We start from the raw sequence: 25,835 nt of genomic DNA on the forward strand, positions 1-25,835 counted from the left end.
TTTGCAGTTCAATAATGGTGCCCGAAACCGATTTTTTGAAAGATTCTAAAGTGACACCGGGTAAGTTGGAATTCTTTAGGGATTCAGTTCGGTTTGAGGTGTCAGGCACCATTCCAATTGAATCAGCTTTAAGTCCTAGAAGCCCCAAGTTAAGTTTATTATTCAAGTCATCAGAGAGTTTCATACGCTTTGAAGATATAGAATTAACTAAGAAAGTTGCCGAATACGTATACAAGGAATCATTTGTATTGGCCTATGAACCATGGATGGAAGGTGCTTTTTTGGAAGCTCAGTTTTTTCAAGGTAAGAAAGCTCAGACAGATCCTTATCAGAAAAAAATACTAGCTAGAGGTGTGATTACTACGCCTTTGTTAGCAAAAATAGGCAATGTGAATCCAGATGAACCAATACCTCAAGTAGGATTATTTATTTCTACAGGAGTCTTGGATGCAGATCTTTCACGATCGCAAGAGTTTTTAGTCAAGTTTGACGCAGGTTCTTCCACTATTAAAATGAATGCTGCGAACAAGAAAGCTATTGCTGATTTGAAATCTTTTTTGACTGAAAATTCGTCTGTGATGTCTTTTAAGATCACAGGTACTCAATCTCCTGAAAGCTCAGAAGGTAAAAGCAGCAAATTAGGAATGGATAGGGCAGAGGCAGTAAAAAAACTTTTACTAGAATCAAATGTCTCTCTTAAAGAGAATGTGACAGAAATAAAAGCTCGAACAAATGACTGGTTTGATTTTCGATTGCAATTGCGTGGATACGAAAAGCTTTCCACTCAAAGGAAAGACCAATATTATGCAGTATTGTTAGACGGTTCTGACTATCAGTCTCAAAGCCTATCACTCAAAAAGATCCCTGGTTTTACTCAGGTCGCTAATGAATTGTTTCCAGGTTTACGTGCTGCAAAAATTGAAGTGGTAGCTAAACCACTTCCAGGGCTCAACCAAACTCAGTCAGCCTTGCTTCAAAATGCATTGAATGATAATTCTGCTAGCTCTGATCTAGATTTAGCGGATTGGGCCATTGCAGGCGAAACTACTCCACGGCTTGAGGATAAAGCTAAAATTTATAGTAAAATGACTGAGCTTTTTCGTTCTGTGGTTCCATATAACAATTTGGCAGTAGTGAAAATGCGTCAAGCCCAGCGAACGCTTGATCAGGCTACAAAGGCTAAGCTCTGGAAAGAAGCGAATGAATTGTTGTATCAGGCTTCCAAAATAGGCACCGACCCATATGTTTTGCATAATCAAGGACAGATTCTAGTTTTGCAAGGCAATATTTGGGAGGCATATAAAAAACTCTCGGATGCTTCAGTATTGACGCGAAATCAAGATTTTCTGAAATACAACGAAAGTCTAAGAGGTGCATTAGACATTATGAGAGGGGACTACAAGTTGGCAACTTTACGTTTTGATTACGCTTATTCAGAACCAAAGGATTTTTTCAATAAGGGGTTGGCTTATTACTTATCAAAAGACTACGCAAACGCAACGTTGTCATTTGAGGAGTCTGTGATGTCAGGCAGGAACTATGGGTACGGCTTTTATGGATTGGCGATGGTCGCTGCCCAAAATGCACAAACGGAGGTAGCATTACTGCAATTAGAGAAAGCAATTAATGCTAGTGAATTAATATATCAAAAAGCATTGGTGGATCCGATTTTTGAAGAAATCAGGTCTTCTGATGAATTTTTCCAAATATTTAAGCCATCTGTTACCATTAACGAAAAATAAGTAACAATTTTTTAATTATTCACCTATTTTGATAAGTTAAAAATAGGGAATTGTATTATTCTGGTTTTTGTATAAGTCCTAAAATAAGCTAAATTGAGACGTATTTGATGTTAAAACTGCGGATTAGTGCACTTAACCTAAATAATTTCCAAATTTTATTTTTGCCTTTGAATTTGAATTTTGTTTAAGAATCTTTAACATTGATGCTTTAGTACAATTAACGTAACCCAAAATACTTGCCTATGACCTATTCTACTTAGAAGAAGTGTGCCCACCCAAATAGCATCACTTACAGATGCTCTCAAACCTAAAGGTTTTTCACAGTTGGTTTTTAAAAAAGCCGCGGTATAGTCGCAAAAGTATCCTGTAAATCAGGCGAATATCTTTTGCTATTATTTTGAGCATGATCGCAAACGATTGCATCAATAAAAAAAAAGACAAGTTTTTGAAATTAATCTTGTTACCCAATCTATCTATGTTTATGAAAAATATTTACAAAAATCTAAGTGCACTTTTTGTGCTCTTAGTTCTTACTGGTGCGGCTGCCTTTGCGCAAAAAACCGTTACTGGTACAGTATTAGACGAGTACGACGTCGGACTTCCAGGGGTTACTATCCTCGTGAAAGGAACGACTACAGGTACTGCGACAGACATTGACGGAAAGTTCTCCCTCAATGTACCAAGTGATCAGTCTGTGCTTGTGTTCTCATTTATAGGTTATTCTCCTATTGAGCAGGCCGTTGGAAACAGAAGCATCGTGGATGTTAAAATGGCTCCAGACGAAAGAACTCTTACTGAAATGGTTGTAACTGGTTACACCATTGACAGTAGAAGAGAGACTACAGGTGCTATTGCAACTGTAGATCCAAAGGATTTGACAGTAATACCTACTGGTAACGTAGAGCAGGCCCTTCAAGGTCGTGTTTCTGGTGTTACAGTAATTACTAACGGTCAGCCAGGTACTTCTTCAATTATTCGTGTTCGTGGTTTTGGTTCCTTCGGAGGAAATCAGCCACTATACGTAGTGGATGGAGTTCCAGTGGGATCAACAGATTTCTTGAATCCTGATGACATCGAGTCAACTACAGTGTTGAAAGATGCAGCAGCAGCTTCTATCTATGGTGCTAGAGCATCAAATGGTGTAATCATTTATACCACTAAGAGAGGCCGTAAAGGAAATCAGAAACTGAGAGTGGATTACAATGGTATGTTCGGTGTGACTACTCCAGGTGAAGGATTAGAAATGATGAATCCACAGGATTTCGCTACTTATACTTGGCTAGCAGAAACTAATCAAGCTATGCAAGATGGTAGAGCTCCTAAGTATGAGCATGCACAGTTCGGTACTGGATCTACTCCAGTATTACCTTACTATATAAATGTAGGTGGTTCATCAGGAGTAGCAGGTCCATTCTCTGAGGCACAATTGGCCGCAGAAAGAGAAAAATATAATGTGGACAGAACAAAAGGTGGTGTATATCAAGTGGTAAGAGCTGCAACTGGTGAGGGTACTGACTGGTATAAAGAACTTACTAGAAATGCTCCTTTGAATAGACACTCTATCGGTTTGAATGGTGGTTCTGAAACTAGCAGATTTTTTGTTGGATTAGGATATCAGGATCAAGCAGGTATTATGTTGAATAATAGTTTCAAGAGAATATCACTTCGTGCTAACTCAGAATTTGATGTTACTAAGAGATTCAGAATTGGAGAAAACTTCCAAGCTACTTACCGTCAAGTTTTAGGTCAAACTGGTGGTACTGGTGGACAGGGAGTTGCTCAGGATGAGAACGATATCCTGCAAGCATTCCGTATGCCTTCTATTATACCTGTTTACGATGAATTCGGTGGCTACGCGGGTACTGCTGCTAAAGCATTTAACAACCCTAGAAACCCAATTGCAAACCGTGATGGTCTAGTAGACAATAGAAACTTTAATGCGAATATCTTCGGTAATGTGTACGCAGAAGTTGATATTATTGACAACGTGAAATTCAGAACTTCTTTCGGTGGACAGTATAACAACTACTACTATTGGGATTACAGCAGATTGCAGTATGAGAACTCAGAAAATAACTCAGCATTCGGTTATGGAGAAGGTTCTGGTTTCAACTTTGGTTGGGTTTTTACAAACACTGTTAGCTGGAAAAAGCAATTTGACAAACATTCATTTGATGTGATTTTAGGTCAGGAAGCTTTAAATACTGGATCAGGTAGAAACATAAGTGCTAGTGGACAAAATCCTTTCTCCACAGATCCTAACTTCGTTACGATATCTAACTTGCCAGTATCAACCAGACAAGTAAATTCATCTCAGTATAAGGGAGTCAATTTCGCTTCCTACTTTGGTAGATTTAACTATACTTATAACGATAAGTATCTATTCAGTGCAGTAGTAAGACGAGATGGTTCATCTGTATTTGGAGCTAACTCTAGATATGGTGTATTCCCAGCGTTTTCTGGTGCATGGAGAATGTCATCTGAAAGTTTCATGTCTGGCATGACTTGGATAGACGAACTGAAAGTTCGTGGTGGATGGGGACAAATGGGTAACTCTAACCCAGTGCCTGCGACCAACCAATATTCTCTATTCGGAGGTAATGTCGGTGCTTCTTCTTATGACATATCTGGGTCTAACTCTTCAGCTTTAATTGGTTTTAGAAGAACTACAATCGGTAACCCAAATACACAGTGGGAAACTGCAGTTACTCAAAACATTGGATTTGACGGTACATTCTTCAATGGTAGATTAGATGTAATATTTGATGTATGGCAGAAGGATACTAAGGATCTATTGTTCCAACTTCCAATTCCACAGACTGCTGGTAGCAATGCTACTCCGCCTTTCGTGAACATTGGTCAGATGAAAAACGCAGGTATAGATCTTTTGGTAGCTGTAAAAGGTAACCTTTCAAGTGCTTTCACTTATGACATGACAGTTACTGCATCTACTTTGAAAAATGAGATTGTTGCTTTGGCGCCAGGATTGGATATCATTACTTCCATTAACCCTAGCTACAGAGGTATTCAGCCTATCAGAAACCAAGTAGGTCACTCTCTTTCTTCCTTCTATGGATATCAAGTTGAAGGTCTATTTAGTTCTGCAGAAGATGTAGCTAACCACGCAACACAAACTGGTGCAGCTCCAGGTCGATTTAAATTTGCAGATATTGAGGGTAGAGATGCTGACGGAAAGCTAACTGGTAAGCCAGATGGCCAAATCACTCCAGATGATAGAACATTTATTGGTAGCCCAGTTCCTGACTTCACAGGTGGTGTAAACTTTACTGTTGGATACAAAGGATTGGATTTGTCTGTTTATCTATACACTTCACTTGGAAACGAAATTTTCAATCAATCTAGATGGTTCACTGATTTCTATCAGACGTTTGAAGGAGCAGCTATATCTGAGCGTTTGAAAGATGCTTGGACTCCACAAAATCTTGGAGCTACTATTCCAATTGTAGAAAAAACTGCAAACTTCTCTACTTCTGATGTGTCCAATTCATTCTATGTAGAAAATGGATCTTACTTGAGATTACAGAACGTAACTTTAGGTTACACTCTTCCAGCTCCTTTACTTGAGAGATGGAGATTGGAAAAACTTAGAGTGTTTGCTTCTACTAACAACTTGTTTACTATCACAGGTTATAGTGGTCTAGACCCTGCAGTGGGTGGAAATGCCGATACTACTTTCGGTATTGATGTAGGTAACTACCCAGTTACTCGCGGTTATACTTTCGGAGTTAATCTTAGCTTCTAAGTATTGTTAAATAGATATATCTAGTTATAGAAACTATAATTGATTATAAAACATGAAGAATTATAAATTAAAAGTCGGAGCTCTTTTGTCATCAGCATTGATGATGGTGGCAGTGAGCTGTAGCGATGAGTTTCTCGAGGTTCCAGCTACTGGACAACTCGCAGAGGCACAATTGACCACCCTTGCTGGGCTTGAGGCATCTTTGATTGCGGCTTATTCTCAAGTAAATGGTAGGGGAAATAGACTAGCCTCACCATCCAATTGGGTGTGGGGAAGTATCAGAGGTGGAGATGCCAATAAAGGAACAGATCCAGGTGATTTCAGTACAATTAACCCTATTCAGCGATTTGAAATAAATGCTGCTTCGGGTGAAGTTGGATCTAAGTGGAATGGAGCTTATGAAGGAATCGCCAGATCTAATAACGTACTCAGATTGATGATGAGTAAGGCTGGTGATGTTACTGATGCTGATGTCGTGAGAATATCTGCGCAGGCAAAATTCCTAAGAGCACATTATTACTTTGAGTTGAAAAGAGACTATGGCAATACTCCATATGTAGATGAAACTGTGGATTACGGTTCTGGTTTAGAAGAAATCAGTAATACTCAGGATTTATATCCTTTCATTGAAACTGATTTAAAGTATGCTGTGGCAAACCTTCCAGCTGTTCCTTCTCAAGTAGGTAGAATTAACTCATGGGGCGCCAAAGCACTATTAGCTAAAGTTTACTTGTATCAGAAGAAATATCCTGAAGCAAAAGTTCTTTTCGATGATGTAATTGCAAATGGTGTAACAAGTAGAGGAGATAAATATGATCTAGTTGAAAATTATGGTGAAATGTTTAGAGGAGCAAACGACAATCATAAGGAGTCAGTTTGGGTTTACCAAGCAGCTGCTAATACGGGATCGGTGAATAATGCTAATCCAGAATTTGATTTGAACTACCCATACAATGGTGGTCCTGCAGGTTGTTGTGGATTCTTCCAGCCAAGTTTCACGTTTGTGAATTCATTTAGAACTGATGCTAGTGGACTTCCACTAGTTGACGGATCTTACAACGCCGCTGGCAACAGAGTTAAAAATGATCAAGGTATGGCTAGTAAGGATGCGTTTACTCCAGATCAAGGCAACTTGGATTCAAGATTAGATCATACAGTAGGTAGAAGAGCTCTTCCTTACCTAGATTGGGATGATCATCCAGGTGCTGATTGGATTAGAAACCAACCAAACGGCGGACCTTATGCTCCAAAGAAATACATCTATGAAAAAGATGAAATCGGTAAATTCCAAGATGGGTCTAGCTGGACTGCTGGCTACACAGGAATGAACTTTATGATGATTCGTTTTGCTGATGTGTTGCTAATGGCTGCTGAAGTAGAAGTAGAACTTGGAGGTTTGGAGAAAGCACGTGAATATGTGAACAGGGTCAGAACTCGTGCGATGAATTCAAGCTTAAAAAGAGAAGATGGTTCTTTGGCAGCAAACTATAAAGTTGGACTTTACACTGCTCCTTGGAGTAATGCAACAGCCGCTAGAGACGCTGTACGTTTCGAAAGAAAGTTAGAGCTAGGAATGGAAGGTCATAGATTCTATGATTTGGTAAGATGGGGTACTGTTCAAGCAGAAATGGATGCATATTTTGCTTTTGACGGATCTATACTTCAGGCTGCACTTGGTGGTGCTAAATTCACTGACAAGTATAAGTTAGTTCCAATCCCTCAAGATCAAATTGACTTGGTAGGGCCTGATATTCTAATTCAGAATACTGGATTCTAATTAGTTGATTAACATAATTTTAAAGGGGAGGCATAAGCCTCCCCTTTTTTTTTGTTTAATGGCTAAAAAAGCTAAGTTTTATTTCTGATACGCGACCAAATGTGGTAATTTCAGAGCACCCAAGTACCCAATCTATTTACTATGAAGTTTACTTATTCTGGCCTTTTGGTATTATTCCTTTTGGCTTTTTCTTCCTGCAAAAAAGATACTACTCTATTCGAACTTATACCCACTAGTACGACAGGAATTGATTTTAGTAATACAATTGTAGAATCTGACTCATTTAATATCCTCACTGATGAATATATCTTTAATGGTGGAGGGTTGGCAGTGGCTGATTTTGACAATAATGGGCTTCCTGATCTGTTTTTTACAGGAAACCAAGTTTCAAATAAACTATATCTGAATACTGGGGCATTTAAGTTTGAGGATATAACCGAGTCTGCTGGCGTAGCTGCAGCCAATCAATGGTGTACAGGTGTCGCTGTCGTAGATATAAACGGAGATGGCTGGATGGATATTTATGTTGCCTCTGCAATGAAACTCGGTCCAGGTGAGCGGAATAATTTGCTTTTTGTGAACCAAGGTAAAAATGCTACGGGGCAAATTACTTTTAGAGAAATGGCAACTGAGTATGGTATTGCTGATTCAGGAAATGCAATGTGGGCTTCTTTTATTGATTATGATTTAGATGGAGATTTGGATTTGTACGTGCTGAATAATGAGCAAAAGCGAAGTGTACCAAGTAATTATCGTCTGAAAATAACTGATGGATCTGCTATTAATAACGATAAGTTTTATAGAAATAATGGTGATGGTTCATTTACAGATGTGACCCTAGAAGCCGGGATTACCATAGAAGGATATGGATTAGGGGTAATGGTTGCTGATTTGAATAATGATGGCTGGCCGGATATTCATGTCAGCAATGATTATGTGACTAATGACATCCTATATATCAATAATCAGGATGGTACTTTTTCTAATCAATCTAAGGAACGGCTGAGACATCAAAGCCAATTTTCTATGGGAGGTGATATTTCTGATTTTAACAATGATGCCAAACCAGATATTATTACACTTGATATGCTGGGGGAGGATAATTATCGGAAGAAGACTACCATTGGAAGCAACTCTTACCAAGTATATATTAGCAACGAACAATGGGGCTATGAATATCAATATGTTCGAAATATGCTTCACATGAATAATGGCGATAATGTGCCATTTAGTGAGATAGGAATGATGGCAGGCATGTATCAAACTGACTGGAGTTGGGCACCACTATTTGGAGATGTGGACAATGATGGCTATCGCGATTTGCTGGTTACTAATGGGTTTCCAAGAGATATTACAGATAAAGATTTTGCAAACTATAGAGCGGATGTGGGAAGCGTTGCTTCTATCAGACAGTTGCTGGACTCTATTCCCATCGTGAAAATCCCAAACTATGCCTTCAGAAATAACGGCGATTTAACATTTACTGACCAAGGAATCAATTGGGGATTAAATAAACCTTCTTTTTCCAACGGGGCTGCTTTTGTAGATCTGGATGATGATGGTGATTTGGATTATGTGGTAAATAATATCAATGATCCTGCATTTATATTTGAAAACAAACTCACAAATACGGAGCAAAAGAATAATTATGTGAGGTTGGAGCTGAAAGGCTCAACTCATAATCCACAGGGGTTAGGGGCCAAAATTCTACTTACCCTTCCAAATGGAAATCAGCTCTATCAGGAGCAGCAGGTCGTAAGGGGATACATGTCGTCGATAGATGAAGTGATGCATTTCGGAGTAGGAGCAGTATCAGAAATCACTTCTGTTCAGGTGATTTGGCCTGATGGGAAAGAAAGTTCTTTGGCAGATGTGAAGGTGAATCAACTACTTGAATTTGCGTATTCAGATGCAAAACAAGGGAAGAACAAGGTGGCAATAATTTCTTCAGAACCGAACAATACACTTTTTGAGGAAGTTTCGACGGCAAGGGGTATAGAGTATACACATGAAGAAGATGACAAAGTTGATTTCAATATTCAGCGCGTTATTCCGCACAAATTGAGTCAGTATGGTCCAAGCCTAGCTGCTGGCGATGTCAATGGAGACGGACTCGAAGATTTAGTGGTTGGATCAGCTTCTGGCTATGCTCCTCAGGTGTATATTCAAACCATAGAAGGGATGTTTTCAGCTAAGAATCTTATTCCTGAAGACGGGAATTTCTTTGAAGAAATGGGTATTCTGCTTTTTGATGTAGACAACGATTCGGATCTCGATATGTACCTGGTAGGAGGAAGCAACGAGTTTTTGGGAGATGCCACGGAATACACAGATCGATTGTTTTTAAATGACGGCCAAGGAAATTTCTCTCTAGATATGAATTTCTCCTCTGTGAAAGCAAGTGGATCAGCGGTCCGTGGCGCTGATTTCGATGGAGATGGCTATATGGATTTATTCGTAGGCGGCCGGACTCCTGTGGCGCAGTACCCTTTTCCTGAGAGAAGCTTTCTGCTTAAAAATGTCAATGGTCAACTTCAGGATGTCACGGATGAAATTGCTCCTGGACTTCGCAAAATAGGTATGGTAACGGATGCTATCTGGTCTGATGTGGATGCTGACGGGTTGGTAGATTTGGTTGTAGTAGGAGAATTGATGGAGATTTCTGTTTTCAAAAACACTGGAGACAAATTCACTAAATTGGAAAACACAGGCCTTGAAAATTACTTGGGCTGGTGGAATTCCATTACTTCTGGTGATTTCGACCAAGATGGAGATACTGATTTTGTAGTAGGTAATCTAGGTGAAAACAACTCCCATCACCCAACGGCTGAAAGACCTGTTAAGATTTATGCTAAGGATTTTGATAATAATGGAAGTGTGGATCCTATCACTTTTGCTTACTACAAGGATCGTGAAGGTAATTACAACTCATTTCCAAGTCATTTCTGGGGAGATCTATATGGACAAAGCACGTTGTTTAGAAGGAAATTTGAACGTTATAAACTTTATGCACTAAGTACTGAGCAGTCTCTTTTCACTGAAAAAGAAAGAGAGGATGCATTAATTCTCACAGGAAATTATGACAAGACAGCCTACATCGAAAATCTTGGTAATGGTAAGTTTCAGGTCAAGCGACTTCCAACTTTAGCGCAGGTAGCACCAGTAAATGGACTTGCTACTGAAGATGTAAATGGTGACGGGTATCCTGACGTGGTTCTGATTGGTAATGATTATGGCAATGAGATTTTTGTCGGTCGCCTTGATGCTCATTTGGGCTTGGTGCTTTTAGGAGATGGGAAAGGAGACTTTACCCCAATGAGCCCTAAGGAAAGTGGATTTGTAGTACCTGGAGATGGTAAAGCTTTGGTGAAAATAACTTCAGCTCAAGGACAGCCGCTTCTCGTAGCTTCACAAAACCGGGGGAAACTCTTGATGTTCCAACATAAAAATCCCCAGACGAGTAAATCAATTACTCCAGGCCAGGAAGTAATGGCAGTGATTTTGGAATTGGAAAATGGTCTGAAACAGCGAATTGAAACCAGTCTTGGGTCTGGATTTCTATCTCAATCCGGAAGAGAAATCGTGCTTCCTAAGGGAGTGAAAGGAATTCAATTACAGGACTATAAAGGGAACCTGAAGCCTGTAGATATGAATTCCTTGGATTGATTACTTGTACATTTCACCTTTCTTAGCCTCACAGATGTCTATCATTAGCTCGGCAACCTTATCGGTAACATCTTCTAAATATTTCCTCCCTTTTTCTGGGGAGGATTTTTTTGGATTACCAATTCCTGTGTCGGCTGATACCTCAGACCATTTTCGCTCTGCCCAAGCCCACTTTTCTTGCACGCCTTTTATCACGGATTTTTTCTCAGACCCATCGCCAGCTTGATCTAGCGGCAAGACTAATTCTGGGTGTAAATGCATTACGATGGAAGTTTCCATTTCGTCCGCATGGTCTCCAGCTTCATCAAAGTATTTTGCTTTATCTAATGATTGAAACCAGTTGCAGGTGAACAACATCATTTCAGGGAATTTAAGCCCAAGTTCGCGAAGCATCGATTTGAAGTCATTTCCTCCATGGCTATTTAGGATCAATAGCTTCTTTGTGCCTTGCCTATCTAGAACAGTAATAATATCCTGAAGAATCATCAGCTGAGTACTTGGATTCAGATTTATATCTAAGTAAATATCAGACTGACCCGTATTTACACCAAAAGGAATCGTGGGCATGATCGTGACATTAGCTCCTTTTTCCCAAGCTTTTCTTCCAGATTCACTAGCTACAGCGTCTGCTTCATACACATCTGTGCCATATGGCATATGATAATTATGAGCTTCAGTTGCGCCCCAAGGTAAAACTGCCAATTCAAAACGATGATTTTTAAGAGTTTTCCAGTTGGATTCTGCGAGTAGGTAGGGTTTCATAGGACTGTGTTCTTATTGAGGTTAGATGGGATTCGTCTGATAAATAAATACTTATGATTGCGGTGAGCTTAATTTAGGCCATATCATTAATTGATTTTAAAGGAAATCAAGGATGATGAGCCTAATTAGCTTCAATTTTAATAATTTAAGGGCTGATTCTAAATTAAGTCTAATGTCTCAAAGAAGAAAGTTTATCAAGCAATCCCTTATGGGCTCTGCTCTTTTCATACCAGGAGTTTCTACTATTGCTGAAGCTAAAGCTCCTTCGCTTTTCAAAGGTGAAAAACCATTAATCTTATCCACTTGGAATCACGGTTTGCCGGCAAATGCTGCGGCTGTGGAGAAATTGAAAACAGGTGGGAACATAATTGACGCAGTAGAAACAGGTGTGAAAGATACTGAGCTCGATTTGAGCAACTTGTCTGTAGGCTTGCAAGGCTTACCGGACAGAGAAGGAATTACCACACTAGATGCTTCTATCATGTCAGGAGATGGTTCATGCGGTGCTGTAGCCTTTGTAAGACAGGTTAAACACCCAATATCTTTGGCAAGAGTGGTGATGGAAAAGACGCCGCATGTAATGATTGTAGGCGAAGGCGCCAGACAGTTAGCTATTTCGGAAGGTTTTCCTATTGAAAAAGAGGTGCTAAGTCCAAAAGCTAAAGAGGCTTATGAAAAGTGGAAAATCACCAGCCAATACAAGCCTGTTATCAATATTGAAAATCACGATACTATTGGAATGATCGGGATGGACGCCAAAGGTAATATGGCTGGTAGCTGTACGACCAGTGGACTTTCGTATAAAATGCACGGTAGAGTAGGAGATAGCCCGATAATCGGCGCCGGATTATTTGTAGATAATGAAGTCGGAGCTGCTACTGCCACAGGATTGGGTGAGTCTATTATTCGAATCTGCGGAAGCTTTTTAATCGTGGAATTGATGCGTCAAGGGCGTACACCACAAGAAGCATGTGAAGAAGCGGTGAAGCGTTTGATTGCAAAAAACAGTAAGAATATTAAAGATATACAAGCAGGTTTCCTTGCCATGAATAAGGATGGTGAAGTTGGCGCATATGCGGTTCATCCCGGATTTAACTTTGCGCAAGCAACTCTTCAGAAAAACGCAATGATTGATTCGGGCTCACATTTCAAATAATGAGTAAAATAATTTTAGAATCTCCCGTTTTCAATGTGGAAGCTGCCATGGACGCAGCAAATTTTGGTGTAGACAGATTAGAGCTTTGTGCTAATTTTCCTGAAGGGGGAGAGACACCTAGCGCTGGAATGCTTAAGTTCTTAAAAACCGAAATTGATATTCCAGTATTCGTAATGATTCGTCCTCGAGGTGGTGATTTTGCCTATTCTCAAAAGGAATTGATGGTGATGAAGCGCGATATTGAATTATTGGGAGCTCAAGGTGCGGATGGGTTTGTGTTTGGAGTGTTAGATAATCAGGGTTTTGTGGACGTGGATTCATGTAAATCGCTTTTACGTGCAGCCTCAGGCAAGCCTTGTACTTTTCATCGGGCATTTGATGCATCTGCTGATTATTTCGATTCTTTGGAGAAAATCATAGCCTGTGGTTTTGATCGTATTTTGACTTCAGGTGGTAAAAATTCTATTACTGAGGGGCTCGATACTTTGAAAAAATTAATGGTAAAGGCTCAGGGTAGAATCAGTATTATGCCAGGAGGAGGAACCAAACCTGAACATGTTTTAGAGTTGAAAAAAACAGGTTATTTGACTGAAATCCACGCCTCTTGTAAAACTTGGAAGTCTTCAGCTAATCAATATTTCAATCCGGATGTTTCATTTTCGGAGGATCCAAAATCTTTTACCCACCACTTAAGGATAGATCAGGAAACAGTTAATCAGTTTTTAGAGGTAATCAAAGAATGAGGTTATTAAGCTTGACTGCAGTAGTTGTAGCGATTTTCTTGGTGTCATGCAACCCAATCTCTGAGAGGAAACAACCCCCTCCTTCACTGGAGCTGTTGGCTTCCATCGATTTGAATCTAAATGGGGAGCAGCTCGCAAATGCCTATTGTGCCAGCTGTCATGTGAAGCCTGAACCTGAAATTCTGGATAAAAATACATGGAAGGAGAAAGTACTTCCAGACATGAGAATGCGAATTGGACTTTATTTACCGGAAGATTTTGGAAACTCGCTTCCAGAAGATTTGGGAGTCCCTCTGGGAGTTTATTCAAAGAGAGCATTGATTCGAAGAGAGGATTGGGATAAAATTCAAGCCTATTACATGGAAAATGCGCCAGACTCTCCTTTACCTCAGGCTAAAAAAGTAATTCCAAAGGTGGGAATTCCAGGATTTCAGGTTTCTCAGCCTGATTTTAAAAGAACCAGAAGTAATCTATCCATTATGCTAAAAATTCATCCGGAAAGCGGGGATGTGTGGCTGGGAGATCGATTAAAGATGATTTATATCCTAGATTCCAAAAAAGGATTTCAGATAAAAGATTCCATTTCAACTGACGTAGCCCCTGTGGATATCAGATGGAATGATGATGCTACTTTCGATCTGCTGACGATGGGAAGAATGGATCCATCCAATGATTCATTGGGGAATATCTCCAAATTTTGGAAAGAAGGTCAGGTGTGGGAAAGTGAAGAGCTTTTAAGCAAGCTGATACGGCCAGTAAATCTTGCTGTTGCTGATTGGAATGGAGATGGGCAGCTGGATAGAGTTGTTTCGCAGTTTGGAGATCACCTTGGGAAATTGAGTATTTATCTATCTGGAGCTACTACTCCTACAGAGGTGATTTTGAGAGCTCAGCCTGGTGCAAGGCGTGCAATAGCTATTGATTTTGATAAAGACGGCGATTTGGATGTGCTTGGCCTAATGGCGCAGGCGCAAGAAGGTGTTTATGTCTGGTTGAATGAAGGTGGAAATAAGTATAAAGAGAAAGTGTTACTTCGTTTTCAGCCTGCATTTGGATCTAGTGACTTCCGGTTTGAGGATGTGAATAAGGATGGGTACAAAGATATTGTTGTCGTGAATGGAGATAATGCAGATTTGTCACAGGTGCTGAAGAATTTCCACGGGGTTCATGTTTTTTTGAATAATGGAGAAAATGAATTTGAGGAATCTTGGTTTTACCCCATGCATGGAGCGAGTGGGATTGAAATAGCTGATTTTGATGGGGATGGCGACCAGGATTTCTTCGTTTTGTCTTTCTTCCCTGATGATTCACAAGTGCCAAAGCAGAATTTAATTTATTTCCGTCAAAGTGAAAAAGGTGAATTTGAACCTTTCGTAATGAGTGAGAATTTTGAGGGGAATTGGCTTACAATGACATCCGGTGACGCGGATTTGGATGGCGATATTGACTTGCTTGTTGGTTCCTTCGAATTTGATGATCTATACAAAGGTGCTACTAAATCTTGGCGGCCATTTATTTACTTGGAAAACAGAAGGAATTAATGTTTTGTGTTAGTGATAGTTTAAAAAATATAGTTCTGGTTAATTATATTTTTTAAACTATAATTTTTAATTGTGGTGTAGTTTCGGTAATTTATTCTTTCAACCTTAATTTTTAACCTATGGTAAAAAGTTTTCAAGGGGTCAGAATGGCAGAGCCCAAAAAAGCCCCGATTCCGCAAATTCTTGTCAAAGAGTACATGAGTACTGGCTTGATAACTTTCAAACCTGATGACACCATTGATCAGGTGATGGAGATGCTTACCAAGCGTAGAATCTCTGGAGCACCTGTCATTGATGCTTCTGGTGCCTTAGTAGGAATTATTTCAGAAGTGGATTGTCTTAAAGAGATTATTAAAGGGAAATATACAAACACACCTAAATTTCCAGCCAAAGTCAGTGAGCATATGTCCATTGATGTACTTACACTATCTCCGGATTTGTCCATATTCGATGCTGCTTCACAATTTTTGGAACATAAAATTCGAAGATTCCCAGTGATGAAAGATGGGGTGCTTTTGGGTCAGATTAGTCTTAGTGATGTCATTCGGGCATTTCCGACCTTAAGGCAGACGACCTGGTAAAAAAAATACTTGCAAAAAATATGATTGCCCCCAGTAAGGATCTTCTTCCTTATTGGGGGCATTCTTTTTTACTTTGAACTGTCAATCGCTCTCTCTACGTCAAGAATGATATCTTCATAGTGCTCTAATCCGATCGATAGTCTGACCAATCCGTCTGATATGCCGACTTGGGCTCTTTCTTCCACCGAGAGCTTGCTGTGTGTCGTGGAAGCTGGATGAGTGACAATGCTTCGACTATCACCAAGATTAGCAGTGATAGAGATCATCTGAAGTTTGTCGATAAATCGCTGTGCACGTTGTACTCCACCTTTTAAGTCTAGTGTTATTACTCCGCCACCTTGACTCATTTGCTTTTTGGCAATTTCGTATTGCGGATGTGATTTGAGAAAAGGATATTTTACTGCAAGAATTTCTGGATTTCCTTCAAAATAATCAGCTACAGTAAGTGCATTGCTGCAATGCCTGTCCATTCTCAATCCAAGCGTTTCCATACTTTTTGCAAGAATCCATGCGTTGAATGGAGAGATAGAAGGTCCTGTGTGCCTAGCGAAAAAGTGTACCTCTTTCATCAAATTAGCTTTGCCTAAAATCAAACCACCAAGAACTCTTCCCTGTCCGTCAATGTATTTGGTCGCGCTATGAGTCACGATGTGAGCACCCCATTTGGCTGGCTGCTGCAGGTAAGGGGAAGCAAAGCAGTTGTCCACCACTAAGATCAGATTATGTGCTTCCGCAAATTTTCCAGCCCATTCCAAATCGATTATCTCCAAGCCAGGATTGGAAGGAGTTTCGATAAAAAGCATTTTGGTGTTGGGCTGTACTAGTTTATCCCAATTTAAATAATCAGATATATCACCGTAAGTTGAGGTAATACCCCATTTAGGAAATACTCGTGTCAAAAGCTGGTGAGTAGATCCGAATAAGGAACGAGCAGCAAGTACATGATCTCCTTGCTGTAGAAGCGCTGCAATACTTCCAAACATTGCAGCCATACCGGAAGCTGTGGCAAATCCATCTTCAGTTCCCTCAGCTGCGCACACTTTTTCTATCAAGTCGCTGGAGTTAGGATTGGCATATCGTGAATAGATATTTCCTTCTATTTCATCTGCAAAAGTAGCTCTTGCTTCTTCTGCAGAATCAAAGGTAAAACTTGAAGTAAGATAGATCGGAGCAGAGTGCTCTCTTTGGCTGGACTTTGATGGTGAAATCCGTACAGAATTCGTTTCGAAGTGCTTACTCATTTATTGATCAGTTTAGATTTTGACAATACTAATCAAGCAGATTTGAGAAAATCAAACCCAAAGGCGGTAAACGAACTAAAAGGGATTATTTGTGAAGTAAGCCAATCTATAGTTCCCGCATAGGGTAGGATTTGGCACCGTTCTCCGTTTCGGGATGGTTGCCAGAGGGTCATAGAGCCTAATCTCTCGCCTCTTCTTTATAAATCAGTTGCCTGAAGTGATGCAAAGAAAGATCGAGATTTGGGGAATTCCAAATCTTATTCGATCAATCGTTAAATTGATTCATAGTTCGTTCTATTCCAATTGAGCAAAAAGTAAGGCTCATTTCGATTGCTTTGTCCATTACTATAGGTAGTTCTGCAAATTCTGGAGTGGTGAATTTCCCTAAAACAAAATCAATTTGTCTTCCTTTTGGGAAATCATCTCCTATACCCATTCTAAGTCTCGGGTAGTTTTGACCACCAGTGAGTTCCTCTATGTTTTTCAGGCCATTATGACCAGCTGCACTTCCTTTCGGTTTCATGCGAAGTTTACCAAAAGGGATAGCTACATCATCCACGATTACCAGCGTATTCTCTTTGGTTACTTGGAGCTCCTTCATCCAGTAATTCATCGCCTTACCACTTAGATTCATATAAGTCGTAGGCTTGATCATGTGGATGGTTCTGCCTTTGTGTTTGAATTCTGTTTTGAAAGCTAGTCTATCGCTTTTCCATGAACATTCTTTTGCGTCAGCAAGTCGGTCCACAGTCAGGAATCCAATGTTATGTCGTGTGAGTTCGTATTCTGGGCCAATGTTTCCTAGGCCAATGATTAGATATTTCATCTTACTGCAGCTATAAGGCTTGAAAATAAAAAATCCTGCCCAGTTATGGGCAGGATTTTGAATGAATAAGAGACTAAATCTATTCTTCGTCTCCGCCTTTCTTGCCTCTAAGTGCTCTTGGAATACCAATAGTCACGATAGAAACGTTAGGGCTTGTAAGGATTTCAAATCCTTGAACTTCAATATCTTCAACTTTGAATGATTTACCCAGATCAAGTTTAGAGATGTCAACAGGAATAAAGTCAGGGAAGTCGTTTGCAAGACCTTTTACTTTCAATACTCTAGTTTTCAATTCTAATTTACCACCTTTTGCGATACCTGGAGAGCTACCAACAATTTTCACAGGAATTTCGAATTTGATAGGCTTATCATCAGCATAAGCTACAAAGTCAGCGTGAAGAATAGCCTCACTTACCGGGTGGTACTGAGCATCTTTCAATACTGCCTTGATGATAGTACCTTCGATATTCAATTCAACCAAGTGAACTTCAGGAGTGTAAATTAAGTCTCTGAAAAGGATGATTGGAGAGTAGAAGTGAATCTGCTCTTTGATACCAGGTCCGTAAACCACACAGGGAACATTACCTGATTCTCTCACTTCAGAAAGACTGGCACTGTCGAGATTTGCTCTTTTAAACCCTATAACCTCTAGTGTTTTCATATTATTGTATTTGTATTAAATTGGTTCTTAAATAAATAAAGAACTGATAGAGGTGTTTCCTGTCACGGCATGGATAGCCTTTGCGAATAGGTCAGCGACTGTCAGTACTCTGATTTTGGATGATTGTTGTTTAGGGAAGATGGTATCAGTGATAACCAATTCTTCCAAAACTGAGTTTTCGATGTTCTCGTAAGCTTTTCCAGAAAGGACGCCATGCGTTGCAATAGCTCTTACTGAATTAGCTCCTTTCTCCATGACCATTTCTGCGGCTTTGCAGAGCGTGCCTGCTGTATCCACTAAATCGTCCACAAGAATAACATCTTTTCCCTCTACATCTCCGATTACTTGCATAGATGCAATCTCGTTGGCTCTTTTTCTGTGCTTATCACAGACTACCATTTCTACTTCAAAATGCTTGGCATAAGACCTGGCTCTCGCTACTCCTCCTACATCTGGTGATGCAAAAATCATATCTGGGAGCCTGAGCGAATTCAAATAGGGCACAAAAATAGCTGATCCATTCAAATGATCCAAAGGTATATCGAAAAAACCTTGAATTTGTCCGGCGTGGAGATCACAAGTCATGATCCGATCCGCTCCTGCAGAGGTAATCATATTGGCGATTGCCTTAGCAGCGATGGATACACGCGGTCTATCTTTCCTGTCTTGTCTAGCATATCCGAAATAAGGAATTACAGCACATACTTTATATGCACTTGCTCTTTTGGCAGCGTCTATCATCAAGCAAAGCTCCAAAAGGTTGTCGCTAGGAGGGGTAGTGCTTTGTACTAAAAAGACGGTGCACCCTCTAATGGATTCATTGAAGCTGGGAGATAATTCGCCGTCACTAAATTTAGATAGCGTAAGATCGCCAAGCTTTTTGCCATAGTTTTTAGCGACTTTCTCGGCAAGTGATTGGCTGTTAGTGCCTGAAAATATTTTAACCTCGGACATGGTTAGTAGTTTTTTTTCGGGAAAGGTTTGGAAAGGACTTAAGATCAAAAGTAATAATTTTTGAATGGATGGCTAAGGTGTTTGAAGTTGAATCGGAAGATAATTTTGACTTTTGATAGTATTAGGCTCATTTTGTAATTACAGGGGTAAAAGATTCAGTTTTCAGTCATGTATATATGATGACTGGTGGTTGATCATCACATCACAATTAGATGAACCACAAGTTTAAATGAGTTTATGACTTGTTTTCTCACTTTCATTGATAAGCTTATTGCCTTTTTTCTCCAGTCCTGTAAAATTTCAAGATTACAGGCTCTCGATCCAAAGTAGCTGCTTTTTTCATGTTATTTTGGAAGTGAAATACCAGATTATAAACCAACCCGAATGTTTATGAGATTACGATTTACTTTTCTAGCGCTCATATTTGCCATTTCTTTTGGCTCTTTTGCGCAAAATGTCCCTACACCAAAATCACATTTTGGCTTTGATATAGGTGACGATTATAAACTTGCCAATTTCTCCCAGACAGAAGCATACTTCAAGAAAGTGGCAGATGCGAGTGAACGCGTGAAAATGGTAGAGATAGGCAAAACCGAGTACGGTAGATCTCAACCTATGATGATCGTGACTGCCCCAGCTAATTTTGCGAAGCTAGAACAATACAGAGAGATCTCGCAGAAACTTGCACATGCTGAGATTACCAAAGAAGAAGCAGAAAAGCTTTCAATAGAAGGTAAGCCTGTTGTGTGGGTAGATGGAGGTTTGCATGCAAATGAAGTAGTAGGTCCACATCAGCTGATTGAAACACTTTACCAACTAGCTTCAAGAGATGATGCGGAGACACTGAAAATTCTTGATGACGTGATTATTTTGCTTGTGCATGCTAACCCTGATGGGATGGAAATCATGTCTGATTGGTATATGAGAAAGGAAGATTCTACTGAACGTGATCAAAATATCCCGATTCTATACCAGAAGTACGTAGGGCATGATAACAACCGTGATTTCTACATGAACAACATGAGCGAAGCTGCTAATATGTCTTTACAACAGTATGTAGAGTGGATTCCACAGATCATCTACAATCACCATCAGACAGCTCCAGCAGGTACTGTGGTGGCTGGTCCTCCATATAGAGATCCATTTAACCATGTGTTTGACCCATTGATTATCACTAGTCTAGATGCTGTAGGTGCAGCAATGATCAATAGAATGCATACAGAAGATAAGCCAGGCTATACCAGACTGGATGGTTCTGTATTCTCCACTTGGTGGAACGGTGGGCTGAGAACGACTCCTTACTACCATAATATTATTGGGATTCTTACAGAGATCATCGGTAACCCTACTCCATACAGTGTTCCTTTGGTGCCGGACCGCCTTATTCCAAATAATGGTACACCATATCCAGTAGCTCCTCAGGAATGGCCTTTCCGTAGATCAATTGATTACTCGGTATCTTTAAATTATGCGATTTTCAATCATGCAGTGAGGCATGGTGATGAGTTGCTTTACAATATTTACTTGATGGGGAGAAAGTCCATTGAGAAAGGAAGTCAGGATAATGTGACTATGTATCCTAAATATGCGCAAGCAGTAGAGGATGCATTCAAAGCATCAGATAAAAGCAGAGGTGGTGAGAGATCAAGAGGCGGAATGCCAGCTGAACTTTACGATTCAATCTACAACGCGCCAGCGAATAGGGATCCGCGTGGTTACATTCTTTCTGCGGATCAGCCAGACTTTCCTACTGCGGTGAAATTCATGAATGCTTTGATCAAGTCAGGAATACTTGTAGAGAAAGCGACTAAGGAATTTACGGTGAATGGTAAGACCTATCCAGCCAATTCCTTCATAGTGAAAACAGCTCAAGCCTTCCGTCCGCACGTGATCGATATGTTTGAACCACAAGATCATCCTAATGATTTCTTGTATCCAGGCGGACCTCCGATCAGACCATATGATGCAGCCGGTTGGACGCTTGCTTTGCAGATGGGTGTAGAAGTGGATAAGCAGTATGAAGGTTTTGAAGGCCCTTTCGAGAGAATGCCTTACGGAGAAATTCAAACTCCTCCAGCGAAAACGTTAGCAAATGGATCAGGTTATTTACTTGATGCTAGAAATAATAACAGCTTTATGGCAGTGAATGATTTGCTGAAAGCGAAAGTAAAAGTTTACAGAACTAGTACGTCAGTGGATGGTCTACCGGTTGGTTCATTCTACGTAAGTGGAGGTAAAAAAGAATTGGAGCTGGCTGCCAAAGAATATGGAGTATATCCAGTGCCGGCATCTATGCCTAAGGGAGCGACTTTAATCCAGCCAGCTAGAATCGGTCTATATGACTACTATGGTGGCTCTATGCCTTCAGGATGGGTTCGCTGGATGATGGAGCAATTTCACTTTGAATACCAATTGGTGTTCCCTGAGGAGATCGATGCGGGCAACCTGAATGAGAAGTATGATGTGTTACTATTTATCAGTTCAGGGATTCCTGCTGCTGGTTCTAGAGGCTATTCTCGTTCTCAGCCCAAGCCTGAAGAAATTGATCAAAAGTATCGTCATATGTTGGGGAGCTTTAGTGCTGATAAGTCAGTGCCTGAGTTGAAATCCTTCATAGAGAAAGGTGGAAAGGTGATCTCTGTAGGTTCTGCAACAGATCTGGCCTATCACTTTAATTTGCCTGTGGAAGATGCTTTGGTAGAGATTGGGATTGATGGAAAAGCTAAATCTCTTAGCGGTGAGAAATATTATGTGCCAGGCTCAGTATTGGAGATGCATGTAGATAATTCTGTGCCGATGAACTACGGTATGGGTGAAAGTGCCTACATCATGTTCAATAGAAGCCCAGTATTCAAATTGTCACCTTCAGCGGCAAATAAAGGAGTGAAGCCAATCGCATGGTTCGGAGAAGAAGAGCCATTGAGAAGTGGATGGGCATTTGGACAGTCTTATTTGAGAAATGGAGTTACTGCCTTCGAAGCTCAAATGGGCAAAGGAAAGTTTTATGCCTTTGGGCCAGAAATTACCTTCAGAGCTCAGTCGCATGGGACCTTTAAAATGCTGTTTAATGGATTGTATAAATAAGAGAATCGTATTCTGATTATTGAAAACCGCCTTGAGAGAGGCGGTTTTTTTATGATTATTATTCTTTCACTACGGTAGATTCGCAGGTTATTGCAGTGAGCATAATCTATTTGTATTTCCTTCTTCTCAGTCTCTAAGGACTGTGCCTTGTTAAGGCACTTTATTTCACAAATCTTTTTTAACTTAAACGTATTCATATCCCTCACCTTTTTTCATTGATCCATGGATAACGACGATTCAATTTTTATTTCAGGTATACACAATTGGTGCGATCGCTGGTGTGAACGCTGTTCATTTACAGCCAGATGCAGAGTTTTTGAAAAGGAGGGAGAAAGAGATTTAAAGGATCCAGAGGATTTTTGGAATGATTTATCCCAGAATTTCAAGGAGACTTTGGAGATGCTTCGTTTAATGGCAGAGGGCAATGGGTTTGATATCGACAATATCGTTGAAGAAAATAAGAATGATACCTCCATGTCGCCTGAGGATGAATTACTAGATGAACATGCATTGAGTGTGATTACTAATAAATATTTATTTGAAGGTAAAGAATGGCTTGACTCATCAAAAGTGAAAGACTATTTGGCAGAATTATCTCAGCAAGTAAATCTTGGGTTGATGGATCTTTCTGAGGCTCAGATTCAAGGTGCTAAAATTGAAGAGGGGCTTGAAGTGATTCAATGGTATTTGTTTTTTATCCATGTAAAATCTAAAAGAGTGCTTAATGATATTTCTGATGACTTTTGGGAAGAGTACCCGGAATCTGAAAAAAGTTATAATGGATCAGCAAAGATTGCGATGATCTCGATTGAGCGAAGTATGCAAGCTTGGAGCATATTGCTAGACGCATTAAGATCGGAGCAGGACTCAATTTTGAGCTTGTTGGTCCTTTTGGAGAAATCCAGAAATCTGTTGGCTGATTTGGTTCCAAATTATGCTCAATTCATTAGACCAGGCTTTGATGAATGATCCATCAAAGAGTTAGATCTTAGTAACTATTACTCAGAAATCCGTTAGACAGAAAAGTTAACTAGTTTAATTTTATGGACTCTTATTTACATTATGCCCATGCTGAACTCGCACTTTGGCAGTACAAAATGAAGAAAAAGCCAAGTCTTGGGGGAAAGCTTACACATGGGATTCAGAATAAAATCAATCAGTGGATTCCTGAAAAGGTCCACAAGGTGGTGACGACTGCTATTGAGCATATGGTCAAAGTAGTCCTTACCGGCTCGAGCTGGATTGTCCCTAAGCCCCATGAAAGTCTGTCATTCAAGCAGCGAGAGTTTAAGGTGAGAAGTAGAATCAAATGGTACAGAAATACGGCTTCTGCAGAAGGTGCAGTCACTGGTGCTGGAGGGATTTTGTTAGGTTTTGCGGATTTTCCAGCTTTTCTAACGATCAAGATGAAAATGCTTTTTGATATCGCAGCGCTTTATGGTTTTGATACCAAGGATTACCATGAGCGTTTATTTTTGCTTTATGTTTTTCAACTTAGTTTTTCCTCTCAGCAAAGACGTAATGATCTGATTGGACTTGTGGAAAATTGGGAGGAATATAGGGGCACTTTGCCCAGTGATATGAGGGAGTTTGATTGGAAAACTTTTCAATTGGACTACAGAGATTATATAGACCTTGCGAAACTGGCTCAGTTGATTCCAATCGTAGGAGCAGGAGTAGGGGCGATTGCCAATTATCGCTTGACGGCCCATCTTGGAAAGTATGCAATGAACGCTTATAGATTACGAGTGTTAGAATGATGATCCGCTAAGTCGGAACTGTTGTAATCCAAAACGAATTAATTTAATATTTATGGACTCTCAGAAACATCTTTTTAGCCTTAATCCAGCTATACATTATCTCAATTGTGGGTATAAGGGGCCTCTTATGAAATCGGCTGAGCAAGCTGCTATTGGAGCGCTCATTCGGGAAAGGAATCCCACGAGTATAGCACCCGAAGATTTCTTCACTACTGCGAGAGACGTTAAAGGGCACTTTGCTGAGTTGGTAAATTGTGACCCGTTGCAAGTGGCATTGATCCCCTCAAGTTCTTATGGCTTTGCGACTGCTCTTCGTAATATTTCATGCGATCTAGGTCAGCATGCGATTGTATTGGAGGATGAATTTCCAAGCGGCTATTTTTCTCTGAAAACATGGTGTGATGAGAATCAAGCTGCGCTTAAAGTAGTGGGCCCTAATAAGGATGCTCCAACACTCGGAGAAAGCTGGAACAAAAACTTGTTGGAAAGTATCACTTCAGAGACCGCTGTGGTACTGATGTCCTCTGTGCACTGGATGAATGGATTGAAATTCGATCTAGAGAGCATAGGGCAAAAATGTAAGACGGTAGGAGCGATTTTCATAGTAGACGGCACTCAATCTACTGGTGCGGCTCAGATGGACGTGAAACGCTTTAAAATTGATGCCTTGATCTGTGCAGGTTACAAATGGCTACTTGGTCCTTACGGAATGGGGATCTCCTATTTCGGTCATGCCTTCGACAATGGAAAGCCGCTGGAGGAATCCTGGCTGAATCGCACCAATTCTCATGATTTCGGCAACTTGACCAATTACGATCATGAGTATACGGAGGATTCTGGACGGTATAATGTGGGAGAGATGAGCAATTTCATCCTTTTGCCAATGCTGAATGAGTCTTTGAGGCAGATTAATGAATGGACAGTCCCAGAGATAGAGAGCTATTGTCAAGAGCTTACAATTCCTCTTTATAGCTATCTAAAAAGCAGGGATGTAATACTTGAAGACGAACTGTATACATCGCATCACCTTTTTGGTTTAAAACTTCCTGAGGACATTGATAAGGAGTTATTGAAAAATAACCTGAAGATGAACAAGCTTTCAGTATCCAATCGTGGAGGCAACTTGCGTGTTTCTGTGAATGTGTTTAATACTACTGAAGACATTGAGAAGTTGATTCAGGTATTAGAGTCTAGTAGGTGTTAAGAATAAGTTCTCGATATTGGAAAAAATTGACTAGTCCTGAATAGGCGTTACAGTTTTAAAGGATAATTTAGATAGCATCGGGTTTCGACACGGTGCTATTTTTCTTTTTGTAGGTTCTAATCTTTATGCTGTCTTGCAGGTGCATTTTGGTTGGTGTTTCCATCCGACAACTCCAATGTGGTCTTTCATTATTGTAAATATAAATAGACTCTTTTATCAGTTTGTCCATCAGTTCTAAATCATGGATTATGATCCCCAGAATAAATTCATGTTTCAGTATTCCGTTGACTCTTTCTGCCACCGCATTTTGGTATGGATCATAGCTTTCTGTCATGCTACAGCTGATTTGATACTTTTCCAGTAAGGCTTGATAG

The 25,835-nt window shown here is 40.1% G+C and carries 18 protein-coding genes and 1 riboswitch; of the genes, 12 read left to right on the plus strand and 6 right to left on the minus strand.

Annotated elements, in window-relative coordinates:
- The first annotated feature begins 35 nt into the window (after positions 1 to 35).
- From BM291_RS09060 to BM291_RS09075, 4 genes are all read left to right on the plus strand, one after another.
- On the plus strand, positions 36 to 1,742 hold the full coding sequence (locus tag BM291_RS09060; RefSeq protein ID WP_175499670.1) for an OmpA family protein: 1,707 nt from the start codon (positions 36 to 38) through the stop codon (positions 1,740 to 1,742).
- Between the two features lie 475 nt (positions 1,743 to 2,217).
- Entirely contained in the window at positions 2,218 to 5,505 is a 3,288-nt protein-coding gene (locus BM291_RS09065) for a SusC/RagA family TonB-linked outer membrane protein (protein WP_092896543.1), read from the plus strand.
- A 52-nt stretch (positions 5,506 to 5,557) separates the two neighbouring features.
- Positions 5,558 to 7,282 carry a RagB/SusD family nutrient uptake outer membrane protein gene (locus BM291_RS09070; RefSeq protein WP_092896474.1) on the plus strand — a complete coding sequence of 575 codons (1,725 nt, stop codon included), beginning with the start codon at positions 5,558 to 5,560 and terminating at the stop codon, positions 7,280 to 7,282.
- A gap of 141 nt (positions 7,283 to 7,423) precedes the next feature.
- Positions 7,424 to 10,948, plus strand: a complete 3,525-nt coding sequence (locus BM291_RS09075) for a CRTAC1 family protein (protein ID WP_092896476.1) — start codon at positions 7,424 to 7,426, stop codon at positions 10,946 to 10,948.
- On the opposite strand, the gene BM291_RS09080 is transcribed toward BM291_RS09075, so the two are convergent.
- Positions 10,949 to 11,710 carry a creatininase family protein gene (locus BM291_RS09080; protein ID WP_092896478.1) on the minus strand — a complete coding sequence of 254 codons (762 nt, stop codon included), beginning with the start codon at positions 11,708 to 11,710 and terminating at the stop codon, positions 10,949 to 10,951.
- 172 nt (positions 11,711 to 11,882) lie between these two features.
- Here BM291_RS09080 and BM291_RS09085 point away from each other — a divergent pair, with 172 nt between their 5' ends.
- The 4 genes from BM291_RS09085 (at position 11,883) to BM291_RS09100 (ending at position 15,731) form a co-directional block, all read left to right on the plus strand.
- The gene (locus BM291_RS09085; protein ID WP_092896480.1) at positions 11,883 to 12,866 is read left to right on the plus strand and encodes a glycosylasparaginase; all 984 of its coding nucleotides are present in this window, start codon (positions 11,883 to 11,885) and stop codon (positions 12,864 to 12,866) included.
- The gene (locus BM291_RS09090) at positions 12,866 to 13,609 is read left to right on the plus strand and encodes a copper homeostasis protein CutC (RefSeq protein ID WP_092896482.1); all 744 of its coding nucleotides are present in this window, start codon (positions 12,866 to 12,868) and stop codon (positions 13,607 to 13,609) included. The genes BM291_RS09085 and BM291_RS09090 overlap by 1 nt, the downstream gene beginning before the upstream one ends.
- Positions 13,606 to 15,150, plus strand: coding sequence for an FG-GAP repeat domain-containing protein (locus BM291_RS09095; RefSeq protein WP_092896484.1), 1,545 nt, complete (start codon positions 13,606 to 13,608; stop codon positions 15,148 to 15,150). Before BM291_RS09090 ends, BM291_RS09095 begins: the two co-directional genes overlap by 4 nt.
- A gap of 119 nt (positions 15,151 to 15,269) precedes the next feature.
- Positions 15,270 to 15,731, plus strand: a complete 462-nt coding sequence (locus BM291_RS09100) for a CBS domain-containing protein (RefSeq protein WP_092896486.1) — start codon at positions 15,270 to 15,272, stop codon at positions 15,729 to 15,731.
- 68 nt (positions 15,732 to 15,799) lie between these two features.
- Here the strand turns inward: BM291_RS09100 and BM291_RS09105 are convergent, their stop codons facing one another.
- The 4 genes from BM291_RS09105 to BM291_RS09120 form a co-directional block, all read right to left on the minus strand.
- Positions 15,800 to 16,972, minus strand: a complete 1,173-nt coding sequence (locus BM291_RS09105; RefSeq protein WP_092896488.1) for a trans-sulfuration enzyme family protein — start codon at positions 16,970 to 16,972, stop codon at positions 15,800 to 15,802.
- 103 nt (positions 16,973 to 17,075) lie between these two features.
- Positions 17,076 to 17,178: riboswitch (SAM riboswitch) on the minus strand.
- Positions 17,179 to 17,237: 59 nt separating this feature from the next.
- Positions 17,238 to 17,798, minus strand: coding sequence for an aminoacyl-tRNA hydrolase (gene pth, locus BM291_RS09110; RefSeq protein ID WP_092896490.1), 561 nt, complete (start codon positions 17,796 to 17,798; stop codon positions 17,238 to 17,240).
- Positions 17,799 to 17,877: 79 nt separating this feature from the next.
- Positions 17,878 to 18,459, minus strand: coding sequence for a 50S ribosomal protein L25/general stress protein Ctc (locus BM291_RS09115; RefSeq protein ID WP_092896492.1), 582 nt, complete (start codon positions 18,457 to 18,459; stop codon positions 17,878 to 17,880).
- A gap of 27 nt (positions 18,460 to 18,486) precedes the next feature.
- Complete coding sequence (locus BM291_RS09120) at positions 18,487 to 19,413, minus strand: ribose-phosphate pyrophosphokinase (RefSeq protein WP_092896494.1); 927 nt, start codon at positions 19,411 to 19,413, stop codon at positions 18,487 to 18,489.
- A 384-nt stretch (positions 19,414 to 19,797) separates the two neighbouring features.
- On the opposite strand from BM291_RS09120, the gene BM291_RS09125 reads away from it, so the two are divergent.
- The 4 genes from BM291_RS09125 (at position 19,798) to BM291_RS09140 (ending at position 25,461) form a co-directional block, all read left to right on the plus strand.
- Entirely contained in the window at positions 19,798 to 22,497 is a 2,700-nt protein-coding gene (locus BM291_RS09125; RefSeq protein WP_092896496.1) for a M14 family metallopeptidase, read from the plus strand.
- A 222-nt stretch (positions 22,498 to 22,719) separates the two neighbouring features.
- A complete protein-coding gene (locus BM291_RS09130; protein WP_092896498.1) occupies positions 22,720 to 23,466 on the plus strand; it encodes a hypothetical protein in 747 nt (248 codons plus the stop codon).
- A gap of 74 nt (positions 23,467 to 23,540) precedes the next feature.
- Positions 23,541 to 24,257 (plus strand): EcsC family protein, encoded by a 717-nt coding sequence (locus BM291_RS09135; RefSeq protein ID WP_092896500.1) that lies wholly within the window; start codon positions 23,541 to 23,543, stop codon positions 24,255 to 24,257.
- A 52-nt stretch (positions 24,258 to 24,309) separates the two neighbouring features.
- Positions 24,310 to 25,461, plus strand: a complete 1,152-nt coding sequence (locus tag BM291_RS09140) for an aminotransferase class V-fold PLP-dependent enzyme (protein ID WP_092896502.1) — start codon at positions 24,310 to 24,312, stop codon at positions 25,459 to 25,461.
- 67 nt (positions 25,462 to 25,528) lie between these two features.
- Here BM291_RS09140 and BM291_RS09145 read toward each other — a convergent pair.
- The coding region (locus BM291_RS09145; RefSeq protein WP_139229066.1) for an integrase core domain-containing protein at positions 25,529 to 25,835 on the minus strand (307 nt) is incomplete at its 5' end.

The organism is Algoriphagus aquimarinus, assembly GCF_900112005.1.
GTDB lineage: Bacteria > Bacteroidota > Bacteroidia > Cytophagales > Cyclobacteriaceae > Algoriphagus > Algoriphagus aquimarinus.

Coding starts and splice junctions, on each gene's coding strand:
- BM291_RS09065 (WP_092896543.1), top strand. CDS start 2,218: ATGTTTATGAAAAATATTTACAAAAATCTAAGTGCACTTTTTGTGCTC.
- BM291_RS09070 (WP_092896474.1), top strand. CDS start 5,558: ATGAAGAATTATAAATTAAAAGTCGGAGCTCTTTTGTCATCAGCATTG.
- BM291_RS09075 (WP_092896476.1), top strand. CDS start 7,424: ATGAAGTTTACTTATTCTGGCCTTTTGGTATTATTCCTTTTGGCTTTT.
- BM291_RS09080 (WP_092896478.1), bottom strand. CDS start 11,710: ATGAAACCCTACCTACTCGCAGAATCCAACTGGAAAACTCTTAAAAAT.
- BM291_RS09085 (WP_092896480.1), top strand. CDS start 11,883: ATGTCTCAAAGAAGAAAGTTTATCAAGCAATCCCTTATGGGCTCTGCT.
- BM291_RS09090 (WP_092896482.1), top strand. CDS start 12,866: ATGAGTAAAATAATTTTAGAATCTCCCGTTTTCAATGTGGAAGCTGCC.
- BM291_RS09095 (WP_092896484.1), top strand. CDS start 13,606: ATGAGGTTATTAAGCTTGACTGCAGTAGTTGTAGCGATTTTCTTGGTG.
- BM291_RS09100 (WP_092896486.1), top strand. CDS start 15,270: ATGGTAAAAAGTTTTCAAGGGGTCAGAATGGCAGAGCCCAAAAAAGCC.
- BM291_RS09105 (WP_092896488.1), bottom strand. CDS start 16,972: ATGAGTAAGCACTTCGAAACGAATTCTGTACGGATTTCACCATCAAAG.
- pth (WP_092896490.1), bottom strand. CDS start 17,798: ATGAAATATCTAATCATTGGCCTAGGAAACATTGGCCCAGAATACGAA.
- BM291_RS09115 (WP_092896492.1), bottom strand. CDS start 18,459: ATGAAAACACTAGAGGTTATAGGGTTTAAAAGAGCAAATCTCGACAGT.
- BM291_RS09120 (WP_092896494.1), bottom strand. CDS start 19,413: ATGTCCGAGGTTAAAATATTTTCAGGCACTAACAGCCAATCACTTGCC.
- BM291_RS09125 (WP_092896496.1), top strand. CDS start 19,798: ATGTTTATGAGATTACGATTTACTTTTCTAGCGCTCATATTTGCCATT.
- BM291_RS09130 (WP_092896498.1), top strand. CDS start 22,720: ATGGATAACGACGATTCAATTTTTATTTCAGGTATACACAATTGGTGC.
- BM291_RS09135 (WP_092896500.1), top strand. CDS start 23,541: ATGGACTCTTATTTACATTATGCCCATGCTGAACTCGCACTTTGGCAG.
- BM291_RS09140 (WP_092896502.1), top strand. CDS start 24,310: ATGGACTCTCAGAAACATCTTTTTAGCCTTAATCCAGCTATACATTAT.